This is a genomic window from Serratia sp. KH_031 (genome assembly GCF_057839655.1).
In genome coordinates this window covers 2,393,972-2,410,085 of sequence record NZ_CM174496.1, presented here as the reverse complement: position 1 = coordinate 2,410,085, position 16,114 = coordinate 2,393,972, and the positions used below count along the sequence as shown (strand labels likewise).

Sequence of the window (16,114 nt, the reverse complement as noted above, 5' to 3'; positions counted from 1 at the left end):
CACTATTATTTAAAACCTGTTCGGCCTTTAAACCCGTTCTGCCTCTTCTGTCCGCGGGCTGTGTTTGGCAGGAATCAACATCGCTGCGGCCAAAGCAAATAGCGAGAGCAACGCAGAAACCATAAATACCCAATGCAAAGAAGCGGCAACGTTGTGTGTCAGATAAGCTAATGCATCGGCCGACATGCTTTCACGTGCCGAAGAGGTCATTAATTGCTGCACCGGATCGTCAGTTTGCGGTAAACGCAGTTGCAGGTTCAAATTCAACGTGGCGCCCAAAATTGCGGTACCAATAGCCGACCCCATCATGCGGGTAAATACCGTCGAAGCTGTAGCAATGCCACGAATGCTGTAATGCGCCGCATTTTGTACCGAAACGAGGAACGTGGTGTTACATAGCCCCATCCCTGCGCCGATCATAAAGGCCGCCACACGTCCCCACAGCAAACCGCCTACCGGCTGCAATAACAGTAGAATCAGGCTGCCAACAATCAGCAGCAGCGAGCCCAACAGCGCCGTAGTGCGGTATGACGTCATGAACATCAAACGGCCGCTCAAGGTACTCGCCAATGGCCAGCCCAGCGACATCAACGCCAAAGTCGTGCCCGCTTCCAGCGGCGTTCCGCCCATCACGCCCTGAATAAAGGTCGGTAAGAAAGCGCTAATCCCCATCATCGCCGCACCAATGACGATGCCGCCGATATTACCGGCGACAATCACCCGGCTTTGCCAAAGCGCCAGTGGGAATAACGGTTCCGGTGTGCGGCGTTCCTGCCGAATCAGCAAACATAGCGAGAAAAGCGCAACCAGCAATAACGGCAGCACCCACCATCCGAAATTTTCCGCTTGTAACAGCGACAACAATAACGCGGTGACAAACAGCGTTAACCACAGCGTCCCCGCCAGATCTAGCGCGTGTTTACGCACCTGTTGTTGGGCTGGCAAGTAACGCCACAAGAACCACATCGCCAACAGTCCGATCGGTAAATTAACCCAAAACACCAGTGCCCACGGTAGGTGCTGAACGATAAACGCCCCTAACAGTGGGCCGATAATCGCCGAAACACCCCAAACACTAGAGAGATAGCCCATCACTTTTGGGCGTTCGGTGGTGCTGTAAATATCTCCAATAATGGTGGTGGCAATCGGCATAATCGCCCCTGCACCTAGCCCCTGTAATAATCGAAAACCAATTAACCAGTACATATTGGGCGAGAAACCGCACAGAACAGAACCCAGCAAAAATAGCGAGGCACCAAAGAAGAAAATGCGTTTACGGCCAAATAAATCGGCCAAACGACCATAAATAGGAATGGTGATCGCTTGCGACAATAAATAAACCGCAAATACCCAACCCAACAGAGGAAAACCGCCGAGATCACCAATAATGGTTGGCATCGCCGTGGCAACTATGGTGGCTTCAATCGCTGACATAAACATCGCCAACATACAGGCGATCAGAATCAATGGGCGATGAGCTATTGGTGGAGATAATGTTTCAGTATTCATAATATCGTCTAATTGTCCGCTTTTTATTCCCCGCAAAGTATATCAGCCGAGTTGAAGTACGATGTTCCGAAAACCGAGGAAGACACTTTTACTCACAAAAACAGCACCTTTTGAACATTATGACAACAGAACACCTACGCATTTTCTGAAAACCCATCGATGAAGCACGATATTCCCCCACATCGTTATAACCTATCTAAACGATAGGATTACTCAATGAAAATTATTGATTCCTATCAAGTGGTTTACCGTTGTTTACCTGGAGAATTCGTTTGTTTTTCATCTGGAAATATCAGGAACAACGTTATTGGAAACCAAACTCACTGGAGCGAGACCATGATTAAAAAAATAATATTAGGCTGTGCGATAGTTGCTATCGCAGGTTATCTGGGTTTTGTCGGTTACGCGCACTATTATGATCAGCAAAGAATAACAACTAGCACTAATAATTCTATCAGCCCGCTGTTAGATAAATATGGCTGTGATTACTGCCATACCCCCTCAACCCCATTACCGTTCTATGCCAAACTCCCGATTGCTAAGCAACTGATGGATTCTGATATCCAGACTGGCCTAAAGCATTTCAACCTAGACGCCACAAAGCAAGCCTTGCAACAACAAAAGGCGGTACCGGAAGTAGATCTAGCAAAAATGGAAGCCACACTGCAAAGCGGTGAAATGCCGCCACTGCGTTACAAAGCGCTACATTGGGCAGGCAACATCAGCACCACTGATCGGCAAACGCTGCTGGATTGGATTCGTCAGCAACGTGAGCAATATTACTCCTACACCGATGGTCAGGCGTTGCAACCGCTGCCTGCCTCATTACCAACCGATCGACAAAAAGTGGCTCTCGGTTTCCGGCTGTACCACGATCCGCGCCTATCGAGCGATAACAGCATCTCCTGCGCTAACTGCCACCAATTAGGCGCTGGCGGTGTCGATGGTCGTCCAACGTCACTGGGTGTCGGTGGTCAAGTCGGGCCGATCAACGCCCCAACAGTGTTTAACGCCGCGCTCAATATGTCTCAATTTTGGGATGGACGAGCTGCAGATTTGCAAGCACAGGCCGGTGGCCCACCGATGAACCCGATCGAGATGGCTTCCACTTCATGGGACGAAATCATCGGTAAACTCGATAAAGATGCCAGTTTGAAAGCCGATTTCCGTAAGGTTTATGCCGATGGATTCAGTGGTGACAATATTACCGATGCCATCGCCGAATTTGAAAAAACGCTACTCACACCGGATAGCCCATTCGACCGTTATCTGAAAGGCGATAAAACTGCCCTAACCGCACAGCAGCAACACGGTTATAAACTGTTCCAACAGAACAAATGCGGGACTTGTCACGCTGGTACTAACCTAGGCGGACAATCTTATGAAGTGATGGGACTGAAAGCTGACTACTTTGCCGATCGTGGTAATCCAACCGAGGTCGATCTTGGCCGTTACAACGTCACAAAAAATGAAGCCGACCGCTATCGTTTCAAGACGCCAACCTTACGCAACGTGGCGGAAACCGGGCCGTATTTCCACGATGGCAAGGTCGACACCCTGCGGAAAGCCACGGTCAATATGCTGAAATATCAGGTCGGTGTGAGATTGTCAGACAGCGATGTGGATGATTTGGTCGCATTGCTGGAAAGCATGAGCGGTAAATATCAGCCAGAATCCATGATAAATTAATCTCCGCACCACACAAACCGGTGGATCGATAAAGATCCGCTGGTTTTCATTGGATTACCATCGCAAAATACCCCACAAACTCCACATCAGCAGAGCAACGTATGAAACGACTGGTTCACCTGCGCCACTATCGCGCCCTGCTACGCCGCTTGTTTATTGCCATTTTTCTTGGCATTGCCGCGGCAATGGTGGTTTGGCTGTTTCATCGTGCGATGCTGGGGTTGGAATGGCTGCTGCTTGATCACTCCAGCGGCAGTCTGGTTGCTGCCGCCGCCGCGTTACCGGGATGGCGACGCGCGTTAACGCCGGCATTAGGCGGATTGATCGCCGGTTTTTTACTGTGGATGTATCAACGTTACCAACATCAACGCCCTGCCGCGCCCACCGATTATATGGAGGCGATAGAAACTGGGGATGGGCGCTTGGACGTCAGCGCGAGCTTGGTGAAATGTCTGGCTTCTTTGGTGGTAGTTTCCAGCGGTAGCGCCATTGGGCGTGAAGGTGCGATGATCCTGTTAGCAGCGTTGGTAGCCTCAGTATTCGCCCAACGCTTTACCCGTGAAAAAGAGTGGAAGTTGTGGGTCGCTTGCGGTGCTGCGGCCGGTATGGCTAGCGCTTACCATGCCCCATTGGCAGGCAGCTTGTTTATTGCCGAAATCCTGTTCGGGACTTTGATGTTGGCGTCTTTAGGGCCAGTGGTGATCGCCGCCGTCAGCGCGTTACTCGTCACCAACCTGCTCAACGGCGGCCAAGCACCGCTGTATATCGTTGAACCTTTACCGGCCCCCTGGCCAGTACAGTATTTGTTGATGGCAATACTCGGTGTTTTGGCCGGCGTTTGTGGGCCATTGTTCTTGTGGGGGATGACGGCGACGGGCAATGCGTTTCGTTCTTTGCGACTCCCACCGCCGCTGCAACTGGCACTCGGCGGTTTGATCGTGGGTTTGCTGTCGCTGTTGTTCCCAGAGGTTTGGGGTAACGGTTACAGCGTGGTGCAATCACTGCTTACTGCGCCGCCGGGCGTGTTGTTAGTAGCCGCGATTTTGATCTGCAAATTGCTGGCAGTATTGGCCAGTAGTGGCTCCGGCGCTCCCGGCGGGGTATTCACGCCGACGCTGTTCGTCGGCGCTGCGCTGGGTTCACTGGTGGGACAAATTTGTGGATACTGGCCAGAATTGGGTAGCGCCATTCCCATACTGATGGCGCTGACCGGTATGGCGACATTACTCGCTGCCACCACTCATGCCCCCATCATGGCAGCATTAATGGTGTTTGAAATGACCGGTGAATACACCTTGCTGCCCGGTATCTTGTTAGCCTGTGTGATCGCCACGACCGTTTCACGCGGATTACGCTCAGTTTCGGTTTATCACAATGCCTAGCTGCGCTCGAGTAACGTGGAAATGTCCAAATAGCGCGCCAACTCTCGCTGTTCAGGACGCGGCAAATAAGGGAGCTCACCCAGCATCGGCGCTGGGATACGCTGCTGTAAGGCTTCAATGGTTTCAGCGTAATGAGCCAATCCGGGGTTGATACGGTTAGCGACCCAGCCCAGCAATGGCAAACCGTCGTTAATCACCGCTTGGGCGGTTAACAGCGCGTGGCTGACGCAACCCAGTTTGATCCCCACCACCAACACCACCGGCAACTGCTCCTGCACCACCCATTCCGCATAAGGGCGTAGATCGCTCATCAGTACTCGCCAGCCACCACTACCCTCGACCACTACGGTTTCAGCCTTGTCGCTCAAGTGCTGCAAACCGCTGCTCATCCGGCTGTAATTGATGTCTTGTGTTGTGTCGGCGTGAAAGACTTCGTTCATGCAGGTGATCGGGTTCACTTCATCATAAGACAACGGCAAGGTGGACGAAGCTTGTAACACCAGAGCGTCTTTATTGCGCAGGCCGTCGTTGGTTTCTTGGCAGCGAACCGCGACCGGCTTGTAGCCCACCGCAGAACGACCTTGTGCAGCAAAAGCCTGCAACAATGCGCGAGAAACTACGGTCTTACCAACATCGGTATCCGTTCCTGTAACAAATAAACGCTTTAACATGAATTAAATGCCCTGAAATACTAGAGGTATCGTCGAACCAGTGACGATGAGAGGTGGAACCGAGAAAAGTCTAGGGGATGCGTGGGTTTTGGGGCTTGAGGTAGCTCAATCTTTTGTCGCTAAATAGTAATTAGTTTCAACATTAACCTTGTAACAACTTCACGAGCAAAGAACCGTTATACAACGCTTCTTTCACCAACGCCGCACCCGGCATGGTGCCTTGGTTAAAGAACTGGGTCGATTCAACTTGTAATTGTTCGCTATAAGCGGGCAATGATTGCTGCTGAATGCAGGAAACAATCGCTGGATGGAGAATACTGGCGGCGCGGTTAAGCGGTGAGCCGACTAGGATTTTTTCTGGGTTGAACAAGTTGACCATGATCGCCAAAATCCGCCCCACGCTATGCCCTACGCCAAGAATGATGTCCTTGGCCAGTTGATCGCCATTTAGCGCCGCATCGCACAAAGAATCTAGCGTCAACGGTGCATGATGCAAGCTGGAACTCATCGAACTACTGAGCCGCTGCTGGGCAATTTCCAGCATATTTTCAATGCTGGCGACCGTTTCCAAACAACCATGATTACCGCAATAACAACGCTTACCGTAAGGATCAACCTGCGTATGACCAATCTCCACCACGCTGCCGTTACCCGCATGTAATACGCGCCCACCAGTGATCACTCCAGCGCCAACGTTGTGATCAATCACTACCTGAATCACGTTCTTACAACCGCGTGACGCGCCGTAGAGCGCTTCCGCCATTGTCCAAGCGCTGATGTCGTTTTGCAGATACACCGGCAAGCCAGTATGGTTTTCCAGTTCGGCACCGAGCGCCATATCTTCGACGTCGTAGAATGGCATTCGTTGCACCACGCCAGAGGCAACGTTAATCATCCCTGGCAGCGTGATGGCGATAGCGGTGAGCCGTTCTAACTTGCTTTGATGGCGGATAAAGAACTGATCGATTTCATTGATGATGCGTTTTAGCAGCGGTTCTGGATGTTCGGCATCCAGTGGGAGTAATTCTTCCACCACTAATTTGCTGCTGAGATCGCGTAGCGCTAAGGTGATAGTGCCACGGCTGATGCGGGCGGAAAGGTAATGCCAAGCTTCGGTATCCAGTACTAAACCCACCGCTGGGCGGCCACGGCTGCCGACTTCTTGATACTCGGTTTCTTTAACTAGATGGGCTTCTAGCAGCTCCCGCACGATTTTGGTGATACTGGCAGGAGCTAACTGAGCGCGTTTGGACAGTTCGATGCGCGAAATCGGGCCCAGTTGATCGATCAACCGATAAACTGCCCCTGCATTTGTTTGCTTGATTTGATCAATATGCCCAGGCTGCCCATCCGAAATCACAAACCTGCTCCTACTATTTTTCGCGCTTCTAAATAAAGACTGAAGGCTATGGTGGGGCTTTTGTCAAACAGCGTCAACTATTTGATTCGTTATGTGATTTGATGCACAAATTCCGCGGTTTTTCGTCGTATTTTGCAGTTTATTTGCTCGTTGACGATTCTAACATCAGTGCCATCAATGCATTGGCGGCCGCGGTCAAAGGACGTTGTCGATGATGTACCAACCAAACTTCAGTGGTGGCTTCCGGCTCTGCCAACGGTAAGTAATTCACCCCATCTATTTTTAAACGGCTAAAAGAAGCTGGAAGAATGGATATACCTAACCCCGCCGAAACTAAACCGACAATCGTCATCGCCTCACCCACTTCTTGTGTGATAACTGGCGTGACCCCAGCGTTAGCCAGCAACGATAACGTTTCGTCATACAGCGCCGTTCCCACTTCGCGTGAGAAAAATACCATCGGTTCATCGGTTAAATGATGGAAACGCAAACTACCGGGCGCAATCTGATTGAGCTGGTGCCCTTCTGGCACCAAAACCACCAAAGCCTCGCGCAGTAACAGTTGGTGATGTAGCACATCCGGCAGACGGGTATTACGCATTACGCCCAAATCCAACTCACCATTTAGTAGCGGTTCGATCTGTTGTTTGGTGTTGATCTCACGCATTTTAATATGCACTTCTGAATGTTGCTGACGATATGCCCGCAAACTGCGCGAAACCACACTGATAAACGGCGCTGACGAGGTAAAGCCAATGGTTAATTCGCCCAATTCGCCGCGATCAAAACGCCCTGCTTTTTCCGCCGCCCGATTGACCTGATCAAGCACTTGATAGGCCTCTTTCAGAAACATTTCTCCTGCTTGGGTCAGGCTGACGTTACGGTTGTTACGCGCCAATAATCGTGCGCCGACCATCTCTTCCAACGCCTGAATCTGCTGGCTTAACGGCGGTTGAGAGATCCGTAACCGCTCAGCGGCACGACCAAAGTGAAGTTCCTCGGCCACAGCGATGAAATAGCGCAAGTGTCTTAGCTCGACATTCATACTTTAAAAGTCTCAATCATAATGATTAATATATTAGACAAAATATTAGTCGCTCCCTATGATTTTTGATAATCGCTTTTGATTTGATTTTGGTAAGGAAACACCGTGACAACCCCTTTGCGTTCTGTGGTCGATGTACCGCCGACGCCAGCAGCGAATGATGATGCTACAGCGCCAAAAACACGCAGATCCGCCCTCAATAAACTCCCTTACATTGAACGTGGTACACCGCAATTTATGCGCGTTACGCTGGCGTTGTTTTCCGCCGGGCTAGCGACCTTTGCGCTGTTGTATTGCGTACAACCGATCTTGCCGATGCTGTCGCAAGATTTTGGTATTTCGCCAGCAGAAAGCAGTCTGTCACTTTCTTTCTCGACGGGGTTATTAGCCGTCGGTCTGATGTTTACCGGCCCACTGTCAGATGCAATCGGGCGCAAAATGGTGATGGTGGTTGCCCTGCTATTAGCGGCAATCTGTACGCTCATTTGCGTATTTATGACCAGTTGGCAAGGGATTTTGCTGATGCGTGCGCTGATTGGCCTTTCGTTAAGCGGGGTTGCCGCAGTCGGCATGACCTATTTGAGCGAAGAGATCCACCCTAGCTTCGTGGCGTTTTCGATGGGGCTGTATATCAGCGGTAACTCGATCGGCGGCATGAGTGGGCGCTTGGTCACCGGCGTGCTGACCGATTTCTTCTCTTGGCGGGTTTCTTTAGCGGTAATTGGTCTGTTCGCGCTAGCGGCGGCCTGCATGTTTTGGCGTATCCTGCCAGCTTCGAAGCATTTTCGGGCGACATCACTACGGCCAAAAACCTTACTGATTAACTTTAGACTGCATTGGCACGATAAAGGTTTACCCTTGTTGTTTGCCGAAGGTTTTCTGTTGATGGGCAGTTTCGTTACGCTATTCAACTATATAGGTTACCGTTTGTTGGCGAGCCCCTACCATCTCAGTCAAGCGATTGTTGGGTTGCTATCCGTGGTTTATCTCACCGGAACCTATAGCTCACCCAAAGCTGGCGAACTGACCACCCGTTTTGGTCGAGGCCCGGTGTTGATGGTCTCAATCTTGATTATGTTGATCGGGGTACTGATTACCGCCCTAGCACCAGTAACGCTGATATTTATCGGTATGATGTTGTTTACTGCTGGCTTCTTCGCCGCCCATTCGGTCGCCAGTAGCTGGATTGGCCGCCGCGCACGCCGCGCCAAAGGACAAGCTTCGTCGTTATACCTGTTTTGTTATTACGTCGGTTCAAGCATTGCCGGTACTCTTGGCGGCGTGTTCTGGCATAGTTTCGGTTGGAACGGCGTAGTGGCGTTTATCAGCTTGATGCTGTTGTTATCATTGCTGGTCGCCCATTACCTTAAAAAGTTGCCAGAAGCTGCTTAATGCTTGTCAGTTAAGCTTGGGTCTTTTAGCTATTTTGCCAATTAGGTGTAATTGGAATTGCCGCAAACGTGCGGTTATCTCTGTAACAATAATGAACGGCAATTGAAGGGGCAAAAAGGCGTTGCCCCTTCACCCGCGCCTGCGCTTACCATCACCAGCCCGCTACGCGGGCGCCCTCACGGCACTGCCGTTGTCTGACGGGTCGGCTCAATGAACATCCCTGTTCACATCGCCTCAGCCGCCCCTCCATGGGAGGCTGCCCCTGACAACGGCACCTTGTTCGGCTGGCCATGATGCGCTAAAGGTTAACACCCGAATCTTCAACCACCGGGCAACCTCATCTTATTAAAAGCAAAACAACTGCTGAGTGGAGCTCCGGTGTTGACGCCATTGAAGACGCCGAACGGAGAAACGGAGCATAGGCAAAACCGCCAGGACGGCGGTTTTAGGCGAGTTATACATGGATGTATATCGCAGCCGGCCGTTATGCGTAGTGCCGAAGTTCGGGCAGTTGCGCCAGCAACCGTCTGATGTGGCAAGGGCTCGGGGTGCAGGGGAAGCAGCTCTTGGCTTCCCCTGCTCGGTCGCAGTTGCCTGCATTACATGAAACAACCCACGTTTAGCGACCGAAACTTACACAGCATCAGCAAAAATACGCTAACTGACTAGCATTACAGAAGCTGCTCGGGTTTAGTTCTGTTCAGACACCAAAATCGCCATGGTATCGGGTTCCAAAGCGCGGAATATATGCTCCTGATCGGCTGGGTAACAGATGTAATCGCCGACGTTAAGCTCTTCCGGTGCTTCAGTGAGTCCTAGGAGCGCTTTCCCTTGAGTAATAATGATATGTTCTACCGAACCTGGAGGATGTGGCTGAGAAATACGGTCAGCTCCCGGTTGGATGGTTAACAGATAAATATCCCGCCGCGCTCCCGGCGGGCAAGTCGCCAGTAAGCAAGCCTGATAATTTGCCTGCTCAGCCATAATCTTGGTGCCCTCGCCCAAGCGGATAACCTGCGTCCGGCTATCCTGCGGCTCTAACAACTGCGCGAAGGGAATATTTAACGCCACACACAGCGCCCACAGTGTTTCCAAACTAGGATTGCCGTTCCCCGCTTCCAACTGCGACAGCGTTGATTTCGCGATATTGGCTCGTCTGGCGACTTCCGCCAAAGACAACCCGGTGCGAGTACGTTCCCGGTGCAGACTTTTGGCGATAACGTCGATCGGTTGTGTCATATTCGATGCCTACGGTTTTAATACCTATTGTTCGATATAAAATAGCAAATCGTTCGTCTTGCTGAACGATCTCTTGATGAATGACCAAGCTTCGTTCATTATAAACTACATTATGTTCGATATGGGCTTATTTATGTCATTTAAGCATTTAAACGGAGACACCAAAAAAGCCATATTTCTGGTTTGTTTGGCTGTTGGCGTGGTCGGCGTCTCCTACGGTTCTCTGGCAACCGCTTATGGTTTCCCTCTGTGGGTGCCATTGGTTTTATCCTTAACCGTATTGGCGGGTGCATCCGAGTTTATGTTTATTGGCATTGTTGCCAGCGGTGGTAATCCACTGGCGGCGGCTTTGGCCGGGCTGTTGGTGAATGCCCGGCACTTTCCGTTTGGTATTGCGGTACGCAACTTGGTCGGCACCCGTGGAGCCAGTTTTTTTGGCTGCCACATCATGAACGATGAAAGCGTGGTGTTCGGCATGTCGCAACCCACGCCGGAAAAGCGTAAAGCCGCTTACTGGTTATGTGGCATTGCCATCTTTTGGCCAGTCGGTGCGCTCTTTGGTAGCGTGGTCGGTGGATTGTTACCACCGCCAGAAACCATCGGCTTAGATGCGGTTTTTCCTACGATTTTGTTGGCATTGGTGATCCCGGCATTTAAAAACCGCACCACGGTGATCCGCTCGTGCAGTGGCGCAGTCATTTCACTCGCTTGCGTCCCCTTCGCTCCGGTGGGGCTGCCGGTTCTACTGTCGATGCTGGGCTTACTGGCGAGGAAAAAATAATGACGAATACATACAGTATTATTGTCGGGATCATTATATTGTCCGCAGGAACCTACCTGATGCGCTTAGCTGGGGCCAAGTTGGGCAATCGATTAGCACTGTCTGAACGCTCGCAGGCGTTATTGTCGGATGCAGCCACCACCTTGTTATTCGCCGTTGCACTCGCCACAACGTTTTATGAAAGTGACCATTTCGCCGGTATGGCTCGCGTGATGGGGGTTGCCGTTGGGGTATTCTTGGCATGGCGCAAAGTGCCGTTAATTTTGGTTATCCTGATTGCGGCGGCGGTCACCGCACTACTGCGCTATGCTGGCGTGAGTTAAAACGGAAATCACCCGTAATTTATGGGCGTCCTTTCCATCAGCTTGATTTGTCCGTCTCATCATCACGATGGACGTTTCCCCACTCACACAGCATATCTAAAACAGGGATGAGCGACTGCCCTCTCTCCGAGAGGCTGTACTCTACCTTCGGCGGAATTTGCGGGTACTCGTTTCTGATAATTAAGCCGTCACTTTCCAGCTCTTTCAGCGTTAGGCTTAGCGTTCTGTACGAAATTGTCTCGATACGGCGTTTGAGCTCATTGAACCTCAGAATCGGGCTGATTCCGGCCAAAGAATAGAGAATAATCATTTTATACTTTCCGTTAATTAGCGAAAGCGTATAGGCAAACCCCGTATCCCCCAAAAGCTCGCAGGGGTTTTCAATCGTTTCCTGACCCATCTACACTATCCTTTTGTATAGTACATATCAAAAATGACAGTATTGTACTTTAATTCAAAGCTACTTATGATGCAAACATTGAATAAGCGCAAAATTTCTCAATCAAATAAATGGAGAGTATGATTTGAAAACGCTCATTGTCGTTATTCATCCAAATTTAAATGACTCAGTTGTGAATAAACGCTGGGTGAACGAGATAGCTAAATATCCGGATTTATATACCGTTAACAATCTTTACCAAACCTATCCAGACGGAATTATTGATGTAGAGAAAGAACAAAAATTAATTGAACAGCATGACAGCATTATTTTACAATTTCCTCTGTATTGGTTTAACTCTCCGCCATTGCTGAAGAAATGGTTGGATGAGGTATTTACCTACGGATGGGCATACGGCTCAACTAGCGAACATAAACTTAAAGGCCGCAAGTTTGCATTAGCCGTTAGTGCGGGTATTAAGGAAGAGGACTTTACCCACAATGGTCGTTATCAACATTCATTACAAGAAATACTTTTACCTTTCGAAATGACAGCAAAGTATGTCGGTGCGAATTATCTGCCATTCTATTCTTTTTACGGGGCTGAATTTGAAATTTCGCCAGAAGAATTAGAACGCAACGCTGAAGGATATATTGATTACCTCCAATCATTTTAACTGCCCCTCCTTTTTCTACTATTAAACCTGGGTAGTATGGAGCCCAGGTTTTTTCCCGATTACTGAAGTTGCCCCCGTAGTCTGGATACCTTACAATGTATGTTGTAACTAAATTGGGTAAATATGATGACTAGCTACGATTTAATCAGCAGGATGAATGCTCGTTTTAGCGAGTTGGAGCAGGCTCTGGCGACACTCCACCAGCAGATCTTGCCATTGCGTTTATTAGCCGCGCGAGTTTTCAGTTTGCCAGAGATAGAGAAAGGCCAAGAGCATAACGCGATTGAGCAAATCGAAGTCACTCAGCATGTTGGTAGAGAAGCACGCGATCTAGCGTTAGAACACTATCAACGACTGTTTATCCATCACAATAAACAACATGTTAGCAGCAAGGCTGCGGTGCGCCTGCCCGGTGTGGTTTGTCTGGCGGTAGAGCAACCAGAATATCTGTTATTAACCTCTCTGGTGAGCGAGATTAATCGCCTGAAAGCAGAGCTAGAACACATCATCACCGTCGAGTCCGGGCTAGCGCCGGAGCAACGCTTTGACTTTGTGCATACCCATTTACATGGGCTGATTACCCTCAGTGCTTACCGCACCATCACCCTACTCACCAATCCAGACTCCGTGCGTTTCGGTTGGGCGAACAAACACATCATTAAAAACGTGAAACGCGACGATATTCTCAAGCAGTTAGAGAAAAGCCAAAAAGCCGGGCGCGCGGTGCCACCTTATAATCGCGAACAATGGGCAGAATTGGTTAGCCGTGAGATCGACGATGTTGCTCGTCTACCGCAACATGCGGTGCTGAAAATTAAGCGCCCGGTGAAAGTACAGCCGATTGCACGAGTATGGTATCAACAGCAGCAAAAACAGGTGCAGCATCCCTGCCCACAGCCATTGTTGGCACTATGTCAGGTGGAGAACGGCGTGACAGTGCCCAAGATTGGCGAGTTGCTGAATTATGACGTCAACGCCGTTAAGCATAAATACAAACCCGATGCCAAGCCGCTACGCCTGTTGGTGAAGCGGCTACATTTGTATACCGATGAACCTATTCGCTAAGGGTATAAACGCGTAGACGGTGACCGTCAGGATCTTCGGCGGTAAAGGTATAGCCAAAGTCCATTTGCTGTGGTGACTGGATGATGTTAACGCCCTGTGCCTGCCATTGCTGCTTGAGTTTATCGACTTGTTCAGGCTGCTCGCACAAGAAACAAATCTCACTACCGCCGCCAATGACACGAGCCGCAGGCTCCACGGTATGTTTTGACCACATCCCTAATTTGAAACCGTTATTCAACACAAATAAAGCAAAAGTAGGTGCAAGCTCGACCGGTTTCTCGCCCAGCAATCGCTGGTAAAATTCTGCGCTTTTCTCTGGGTTATCAACGTAAATAATGATCATGCTGGGAGTTGCCATTGCTAAATCCTCGTTAAGTTAGGAACCCATGTGTTCCTAATGAAAAGAGTTTAACCAAAGCAACTGTCAGTTTATGGCAGTAGTGTCGACGATGTTTTCTTTTTCCCGCCATTCCTTGAGTAACACTCGCCGCCCGCGCGGATAGCGTTGATCCAACGGCATCAAATCCGCGATGCGATCCAAGCGAAAATGCCGGAAGTCTTGGCGCAGTTCGCACCACGCAATTAACACTTTGACCTGTTCAAAATAACCGATAGCAAATGGCCACAGCATGCGCGAACTGGTTTTCCCCTTATAATCACGATAGTTCAGACTGAGTTTACGCTCATGTCGGATCGCTTCACGCAATCGCACTAGTATCTCATCGGCTACCTGCACCGTATCGACCGGGCCAATCAATAGTGTGTTAGCTTCCAACTCATCACGTAGTTCGCTTGGCAATATATCGGCAATTTTTGCCAACGCATTATTGGCCGCCGAGGCTAATTGACTGTCACCGTGTCGCTTCACCCAACGCATTCCCAATACCAATGCTTCAATCTCTGGTTGAGAAAACATGAGTGGAGGTAACATAAAGCCAGGTTTCAGCACATAACCCACCCCGGCTTCTCCCGTAATATCCGCTCCTTGTTGCTGTAAGGTGACAATGTCACGATATAACGTGCGCATACTGATCCCTAACTCCTGCGCTAACACGTGCCCCGCAACCGGGTAACGGTGGCAACGTAGAATTTGCATCAGATCGAGTAAGCGTTGGCTGCGTGACATGGGTTTTCTCCATAAAAAAGGGCTTATCCAATAAGCCCTAGAGAAGAAGATAAATCAATGGATTAGTGCTTCATACTCCCAACCATATCTTCCGGACGTACCCATTCATCAAACTGAGCCTCGGTGAGATAACCCAGTTTCAGCGCCGCGCCTTTCAGCGTCAGCCCTTCTTTATGCGCTTTCTTGGCGATTTCAGCCGCTTTGTCGTAACCAATATGGGTGTTTAACGCCGTCACCAGCATCAGCGATTCATTCAGTAACTGACTGATTCGCTCACGATTCGGTTCGATACCTACGGCACAATGTTCGTTGAAACTATTCATACCATCAGCCAGTAGACGAATCGATTGCAGATAATTATGGATCACCATCGGGCGGAACACATTCAGTTCGAAGTTGCCGGAGGCACCACCAATATTCACCGCCACATCGTTACCCATCACCTGAGCACATAACATGGTCATGGATTCACATTGGGTCGGGTTGACCTTACCCGGCATGATCGAGCTACCCGGTTCATTTTCCGGGATCGCAATTTCGCCAATACCGCAACGCGGCCCCGAAGCCAGCCAGCGTACGTCGTTAGCGATCTTCATCAACGAGGCCGCGAGCCCTTTCAATGCGCCATGCCCATGCACTAAGGCATCGCAAGTCGCCAAGGCTTCGAATTTATTCGGCGCAGTAATGAACGGTTGTTTGGTCAATTCCGCCAGTTCTTTGGCAACGCGCACCGCATATTCTGGATGGGTATTCAGCCCCGTTCCCACCGCCGTCCCCCCCAGCGCCAGCTCACCAATGTGCGGAATACTGTTTTCGATATGTTTGAGGTTGTAGGCCAGCATCGCCGCCCAACCGGAAATCTCTTGCCCCAACGTCAGCGGTGTGGCGTCTTGCAAGTGCGTGCGGCCAATTTTCACGATGTCTTTGAAGGCTTCGGCTTTGGCATTCAACGTCTTTTGCAGCACTTTCAGTTCAGGGATCAAATGCTCGCGTAGCGCAATCACTGCCGCCACATGCATCGCAGTAGGGAAAACATCGTTGGAGCTTTGGCTTTTATTGACGTCGTCATTAGGGTGAACCTTTCGTCCTTCGCCCCGCTCTCCGCCCAACAGTTCACTGGCGCGGTTGGCCAGCACCTCGTTCATATTCATGTTGGTTTGAGTGCCAGAGCCGGTTTGCCAAATCGCCAGTGGGAACTCGTTAGGATGCTGACCGGCCAGCACTTCATCCGCAGCCTGAATAATGGCATTACCGCGATCGGTAGGTAACAGCCCCAGATCCATATTCACTTTGGCGGCGGCGCGTTTGGTCAGCGCCAACGCGTCTATCAGCGCCGGGGGCATTTTTTCGCAGGATATACGGAAATGTTCGAGAGAGCGTTGGGTTTGAGCGCCCCATAGCTTATCGGCTGGGACTTCAATCGGCCCCATAGAGTCTTTTTCTATACGTACGGCTGCCATCATGGTCTCCTTATTAA

Annotated in this window: 16 protein-coding genes; 7 read left to right on the top strand and 9 right to left on the bottom strand. The window is 50.3% G+C overall.

Translation table 11 applies throughout. The features are described 5' to 3' along the window. Positions 1–27: 27 nt before the first annotated feature. The gene (locus AC3ISQ_RS10815) at positions 28–1,509 is read right to left on the bottom strand and encodes an MDR family MFS transporter (protein ID WP_489353065.1); all 1,482 of its coding nucleotides are present in this window, start codon (positions 1,507–1,509) and stop codon (positions 28–30) included. Between the two features lie 336 nt (positions 1,510–1,845). Between AC3ISQ_RS10815 and AC3ISQ_RS10810 the strand changes: the two genes are divergently transcribed. Together AC3ISQ_RS10810 and clcB are read left to right on the top strand one after the other, a co-directional pair. After that, complete coding sequence (locus AC3ISQ_RS10810) at positions 1,846–3,198, top strand: cytochrome c peroxidase (RefSeq protein WP_489353064.1); 1,353 nt, start codon at positions 1,846–1,848, stop codon at positions 3,196–3,198. A 101-nt stretch (positions 3,199–3,299) separates the two neighbouring features. After that, positions 3,300–4,580: a voltage-gated ClC-type chloride channel ClcB gene (clcB, locus tag AC3ISQ_RS10805; RefSeq protein WP_489353062.1), complete on the top strand. Its 1,281-nt coding sequence runs from the start codon at positions 3,300–3,302 to the stop codon at positions 4,578–4,580. On the opposite strand, the gene bioD is transcribed toward clcB, so the two are convergent. The 3 genes from bioD to AC3ISQ_RS10790 form a co-directional block, all read right to left on the bottom strand. After that, positions 4,577–5,251: a dethiobiotin synthase gene (bioD, locus tag AC3ISQ_RS10800; protein ID WP_489353060.1), complete on the bottom strand. Its 675-nt coding sequence runs from the start codon at positions 5,249–5,251 to the stop codon at positions 4,577–4,579. The genes clcB and bioD overlap by 4 nt on opposite strands. 142 nt (positions 5,252–5,393) lie before the next feature. Further along, positions 5,394–6,611 carry a sugar metabolism global transcriptional regulator Mlc gene (gene mlc, locus AC3ISQ_RS10795; protein ID WP_489353058.1) on the bottom strand — a complete coding sequence of 406 codons (1,218 nt, stop codon included), beginning with the start codon at positions 6,609–6,611 and terminating at the stop codon, positions 5,394–5,396. Between the two features lie 139 nt (positions 6,612–6,750). Further along, entirely contained in the window at positions 6,751–7,656 is a 906-nt protein-coding gene (locus AC3ISQ_RS10790; RefSeq protein WP_489353057.1) for a LysR family transcriptional regulator, read from the bottom strand. 105 nt (positions 7,657–7,761) lie between these two features. Here AC3ISQ_RS10790 and AC3ISQ_RS10785 point away from each other — a divergent pair, with 105 nt between their 5' ends. Continuing rightward, positions 7,762–9,048: an MFS transporter gene (locus AC3ISQ_RS10785; RefSeq protein WP_489353055.1), complete on the top strand. Its 1,287-nt coding sequence runs from the start codon at positions 7,762–7,764 to the stop codon at positions 9,046–9,048. A 690-nt stretch (positions 9,049–9,738) separates the two neighbouring features. On the opposite strand, the gene AC3ISQ_RS10780 is transcribed toward AC3ISQ_RS10785, so the two are convergent. After that, on the bottom strand, positions 9,739–10,287 hold the full coding sequence (locus AC3ISQ_RS10780; protein WP_489353053.1) for a helix-turn-helix domain-containing protein: 549 nt from the start codon (positions 10,285–10,287) through the stop codon (positions 9,739–9,741). A gap of 133 nt (positions 10,288–10,420) precedes the next feature. Here AC3ISQ_RS10780 and AC3ISQ_RS10775 point away from each other — a divergent pair, with 133 nt between their 5' ends. Together AC3ISQ_RS10775 and AC3ISQ_RS10770 are read left to right on the top strand one after the other, a co-directional pair. Continuing rightward, complete coding sequence (locus AC3ISQ_RS10775) at positions 10,421–11,068, top strand: AzlC family ABC transporter permease (RefSeq protein ID WP_489353051.1); 648 nt, start codon at positions 10,421–10,423, stop codon at positions 11,066–11,068. Beyond that, the gene (locus AC3ISQ_RS10770) at positions 11,068–11,391 is read left to right on the top strand and encodes an AzlD domain-containing protein (protein WP_489353049.1); all 324 of its coding nucleotides are present in this window, start codon (positions 11,068–11,070) and stop codon (positions 11,389–11,391) included. The genes AC3ISQ_RS10775 and AC3ISQ_RS10770 overlap by 1 nt, the downstream gene beginning before the upstream one ends. Positions 11,392–11,428: 37 nt before the next feature. Here the strand turns inward: AC3ISQ_RS10770 and AC3ISQ_RS10765 are convergent, their stop codons facing one another. Further along, positions 11,429–11,791 carry a winged helix-turn-helix transcriptional regulator gene (locus tag AC3ISQ_RS10765; protein WP_489353047.1) on the bottom strand — a complete coding sequence of 121 codons (363 nt, stop codon included), beginning with the start codon at positions 11,789–11,791 and terminating at the stop codon, positions 11,429–11,431. Positions 11,792–11,915: 124 nt separating this feature from the next. Between AC3ISQ_RS10765 and AC3ISQ_RS10760 the strand changes: the two genes are divergently transcribed. Together AC3ISQ_RS10760 and tus are read left to right on the top strand one after the other, a co-directional pair. Beyond that, entirely contained in the window at positions 11,916–12,446 is a 531-nt protein-coding gene (locus AC3ISQ_RS10760; protein WP_489353045.1) for an NAD(P)H-dependent oxidoreductase, read from the top strand. Positions 12,447–12,572: 126 nt separating this feature from the next. Beyond that, complete coding sequence (gene tus / locus AC3ISQ_RS10755; RefSeq protein WP_489353231.1) at positions 12,573–13,511, top strand: DNA replication terminus site-binding protein; 939 nt, start codon at positions 12,573–12,575, stop codon at positions 13,509–13,511. On the opposite strand, the gene AC3ISQ_RS10750 is transcribed toward tus, so the two are convergent. From AC3ISQ_RS10750 to fumC, 3 genes are all read right to left on the bottom strand, one after another. Further along, positions 13,501–13,869 carry a VOC family protein gene (locus AC3ISQ_RS10750; RefSeq protein ID WP_489353043.1) on the bottom strand — a complete coding sequence of 123 codons (369 nt, stop codon included), beginning with the start codon at positions 13,867–13,869 and terminating at the stop codon, positions 13,501–13,503. The genes tus and AC3ISQ_RS10750 overlap by 11 nt on opposite strands. Positions 13,870–13,935: 66 nt before the next feature. Further along, on the bottom strand, positions 13,936–14,637 hold the full coding sequence (locus AC3ISQ_RS10745; RefSeq protein WP_489353042.1) for a helix-turn-helix transcriptional regulator: 702 nt from the start codon (positions 14,635–14,637) through the stop codon (positions 13,936–13,938). Positions 14,638–14,699: 62 nt separating this feature from the next. Further along, a complete protein-coding gene (fumC, locus tag AC3ISQ_RS10740; RefSeq protein WP_489353229.1) occupies positions 14,700–16,097 on the bottom strand; it encodes a class II fumarate hydratase in 1,398 nt (465 codons plus the stop codon). Positions 16,098–16,114: the final 17 nt, after the last annotated feature.

What these genes read in the sequence shown, in the direction of transcription:
- bioD (WP_489353060.1), bottom strand. Translation starts at nt 5,251, where the DNA reads ATGTTAAAGCGTTTATTTGTTACAGGAACGGATACCGATGTTGGTAAG.
- AC3ISQ_RS10810 (WP_489353064.1), top strand. Translation starts at nt 1,846, where the DNA reads ATGATTAAAAAAATAATATTAGGCTGTGCGATAGTTGCTATCGCAGGT.
- AC3ISQ_RS10790 (WP_489353057.1), bottom strand. Translation starts at nt 7,656, where the DNA reads ATGAATGTCGAGCTAAGACACTTGCGCTATTTCATCGCTGTGGCCGAG.
- fumC (WP_489353229.1), bottom strand. Translation starts at nt 16,097, where the DNA reads ATGGCAGCCGTACGTATAGAAAAAGACTCTATGGGGCCGATTGAAGTC.
- clcB (WP_489353062.1), top strand. Translation starts at nt 3,300, where the DNA reads ATGAAACGACTGGTTCACCTGCGCCACTATCGCGCCCTGCTACGCCGC.
- AC3ISQ_RS10780 (WP_489353053.1), bottom strand. Translation starts at nt 10,287, where the DNA reads ATGACACAACCGATCGACGTTATCGCCAAAAGTCTGCACCGGGAACGT.
- AC3ISQ_RS10775 (WP_489353051.1), top strand. Translation starts at nt 10,421, where the DNA reads ATGTCATTTAAGCATTTAAACGGAGACACCAAAAAAGCCATATTTCTG.
- AC3ISQ_RS10750 (WP_489353043.1), bottom strand. Translation starts at nt 13,869, where the DNA reads ATGGCAACTCCCAGCATGATCATTATTTACGTTGATAACCCAGAGAAA.
- AC3ISQ_RS10765 (WP_489353047.1), bottom strand. Translation starts at nt 11,791, where the DNA reads ATGGGTCAGGAAACGATTGAAAACCCCTGCGAGCTTTTGGGGGATACG.
- AC3ISQ_RS10770 (WP_489353049.1), top strand. Translation starts at nt 11,068, where the DNA reads ATGACGAATACATACAGTATTATTGTCGGGATCATTATATTGTCCGCA.
- AC3ISQ_RS10745 (WP_489353042.1), bottom strand. Translation starts at nt 14,637, where the DNA reads ATGTCACGCAGCCAACGCTTACTCGATCTGATGCAAATTCTACGTTGC.
- AC3ISQ_RS10815 (WP_489353065.1), bottom strand. Translation starts at nt 1,509, where the DNA reads ATGAATACTGAAACATTATCTCCACCAATAGCTCATCGCCCATTGATT.
- tus (WP_489353231.1), top strand. Translation starts at nt 12,573, where the DNA reads ATGACTAGCTACGATTTAATCAGCAGGATGAATGCTCGTTTTAGCGAG.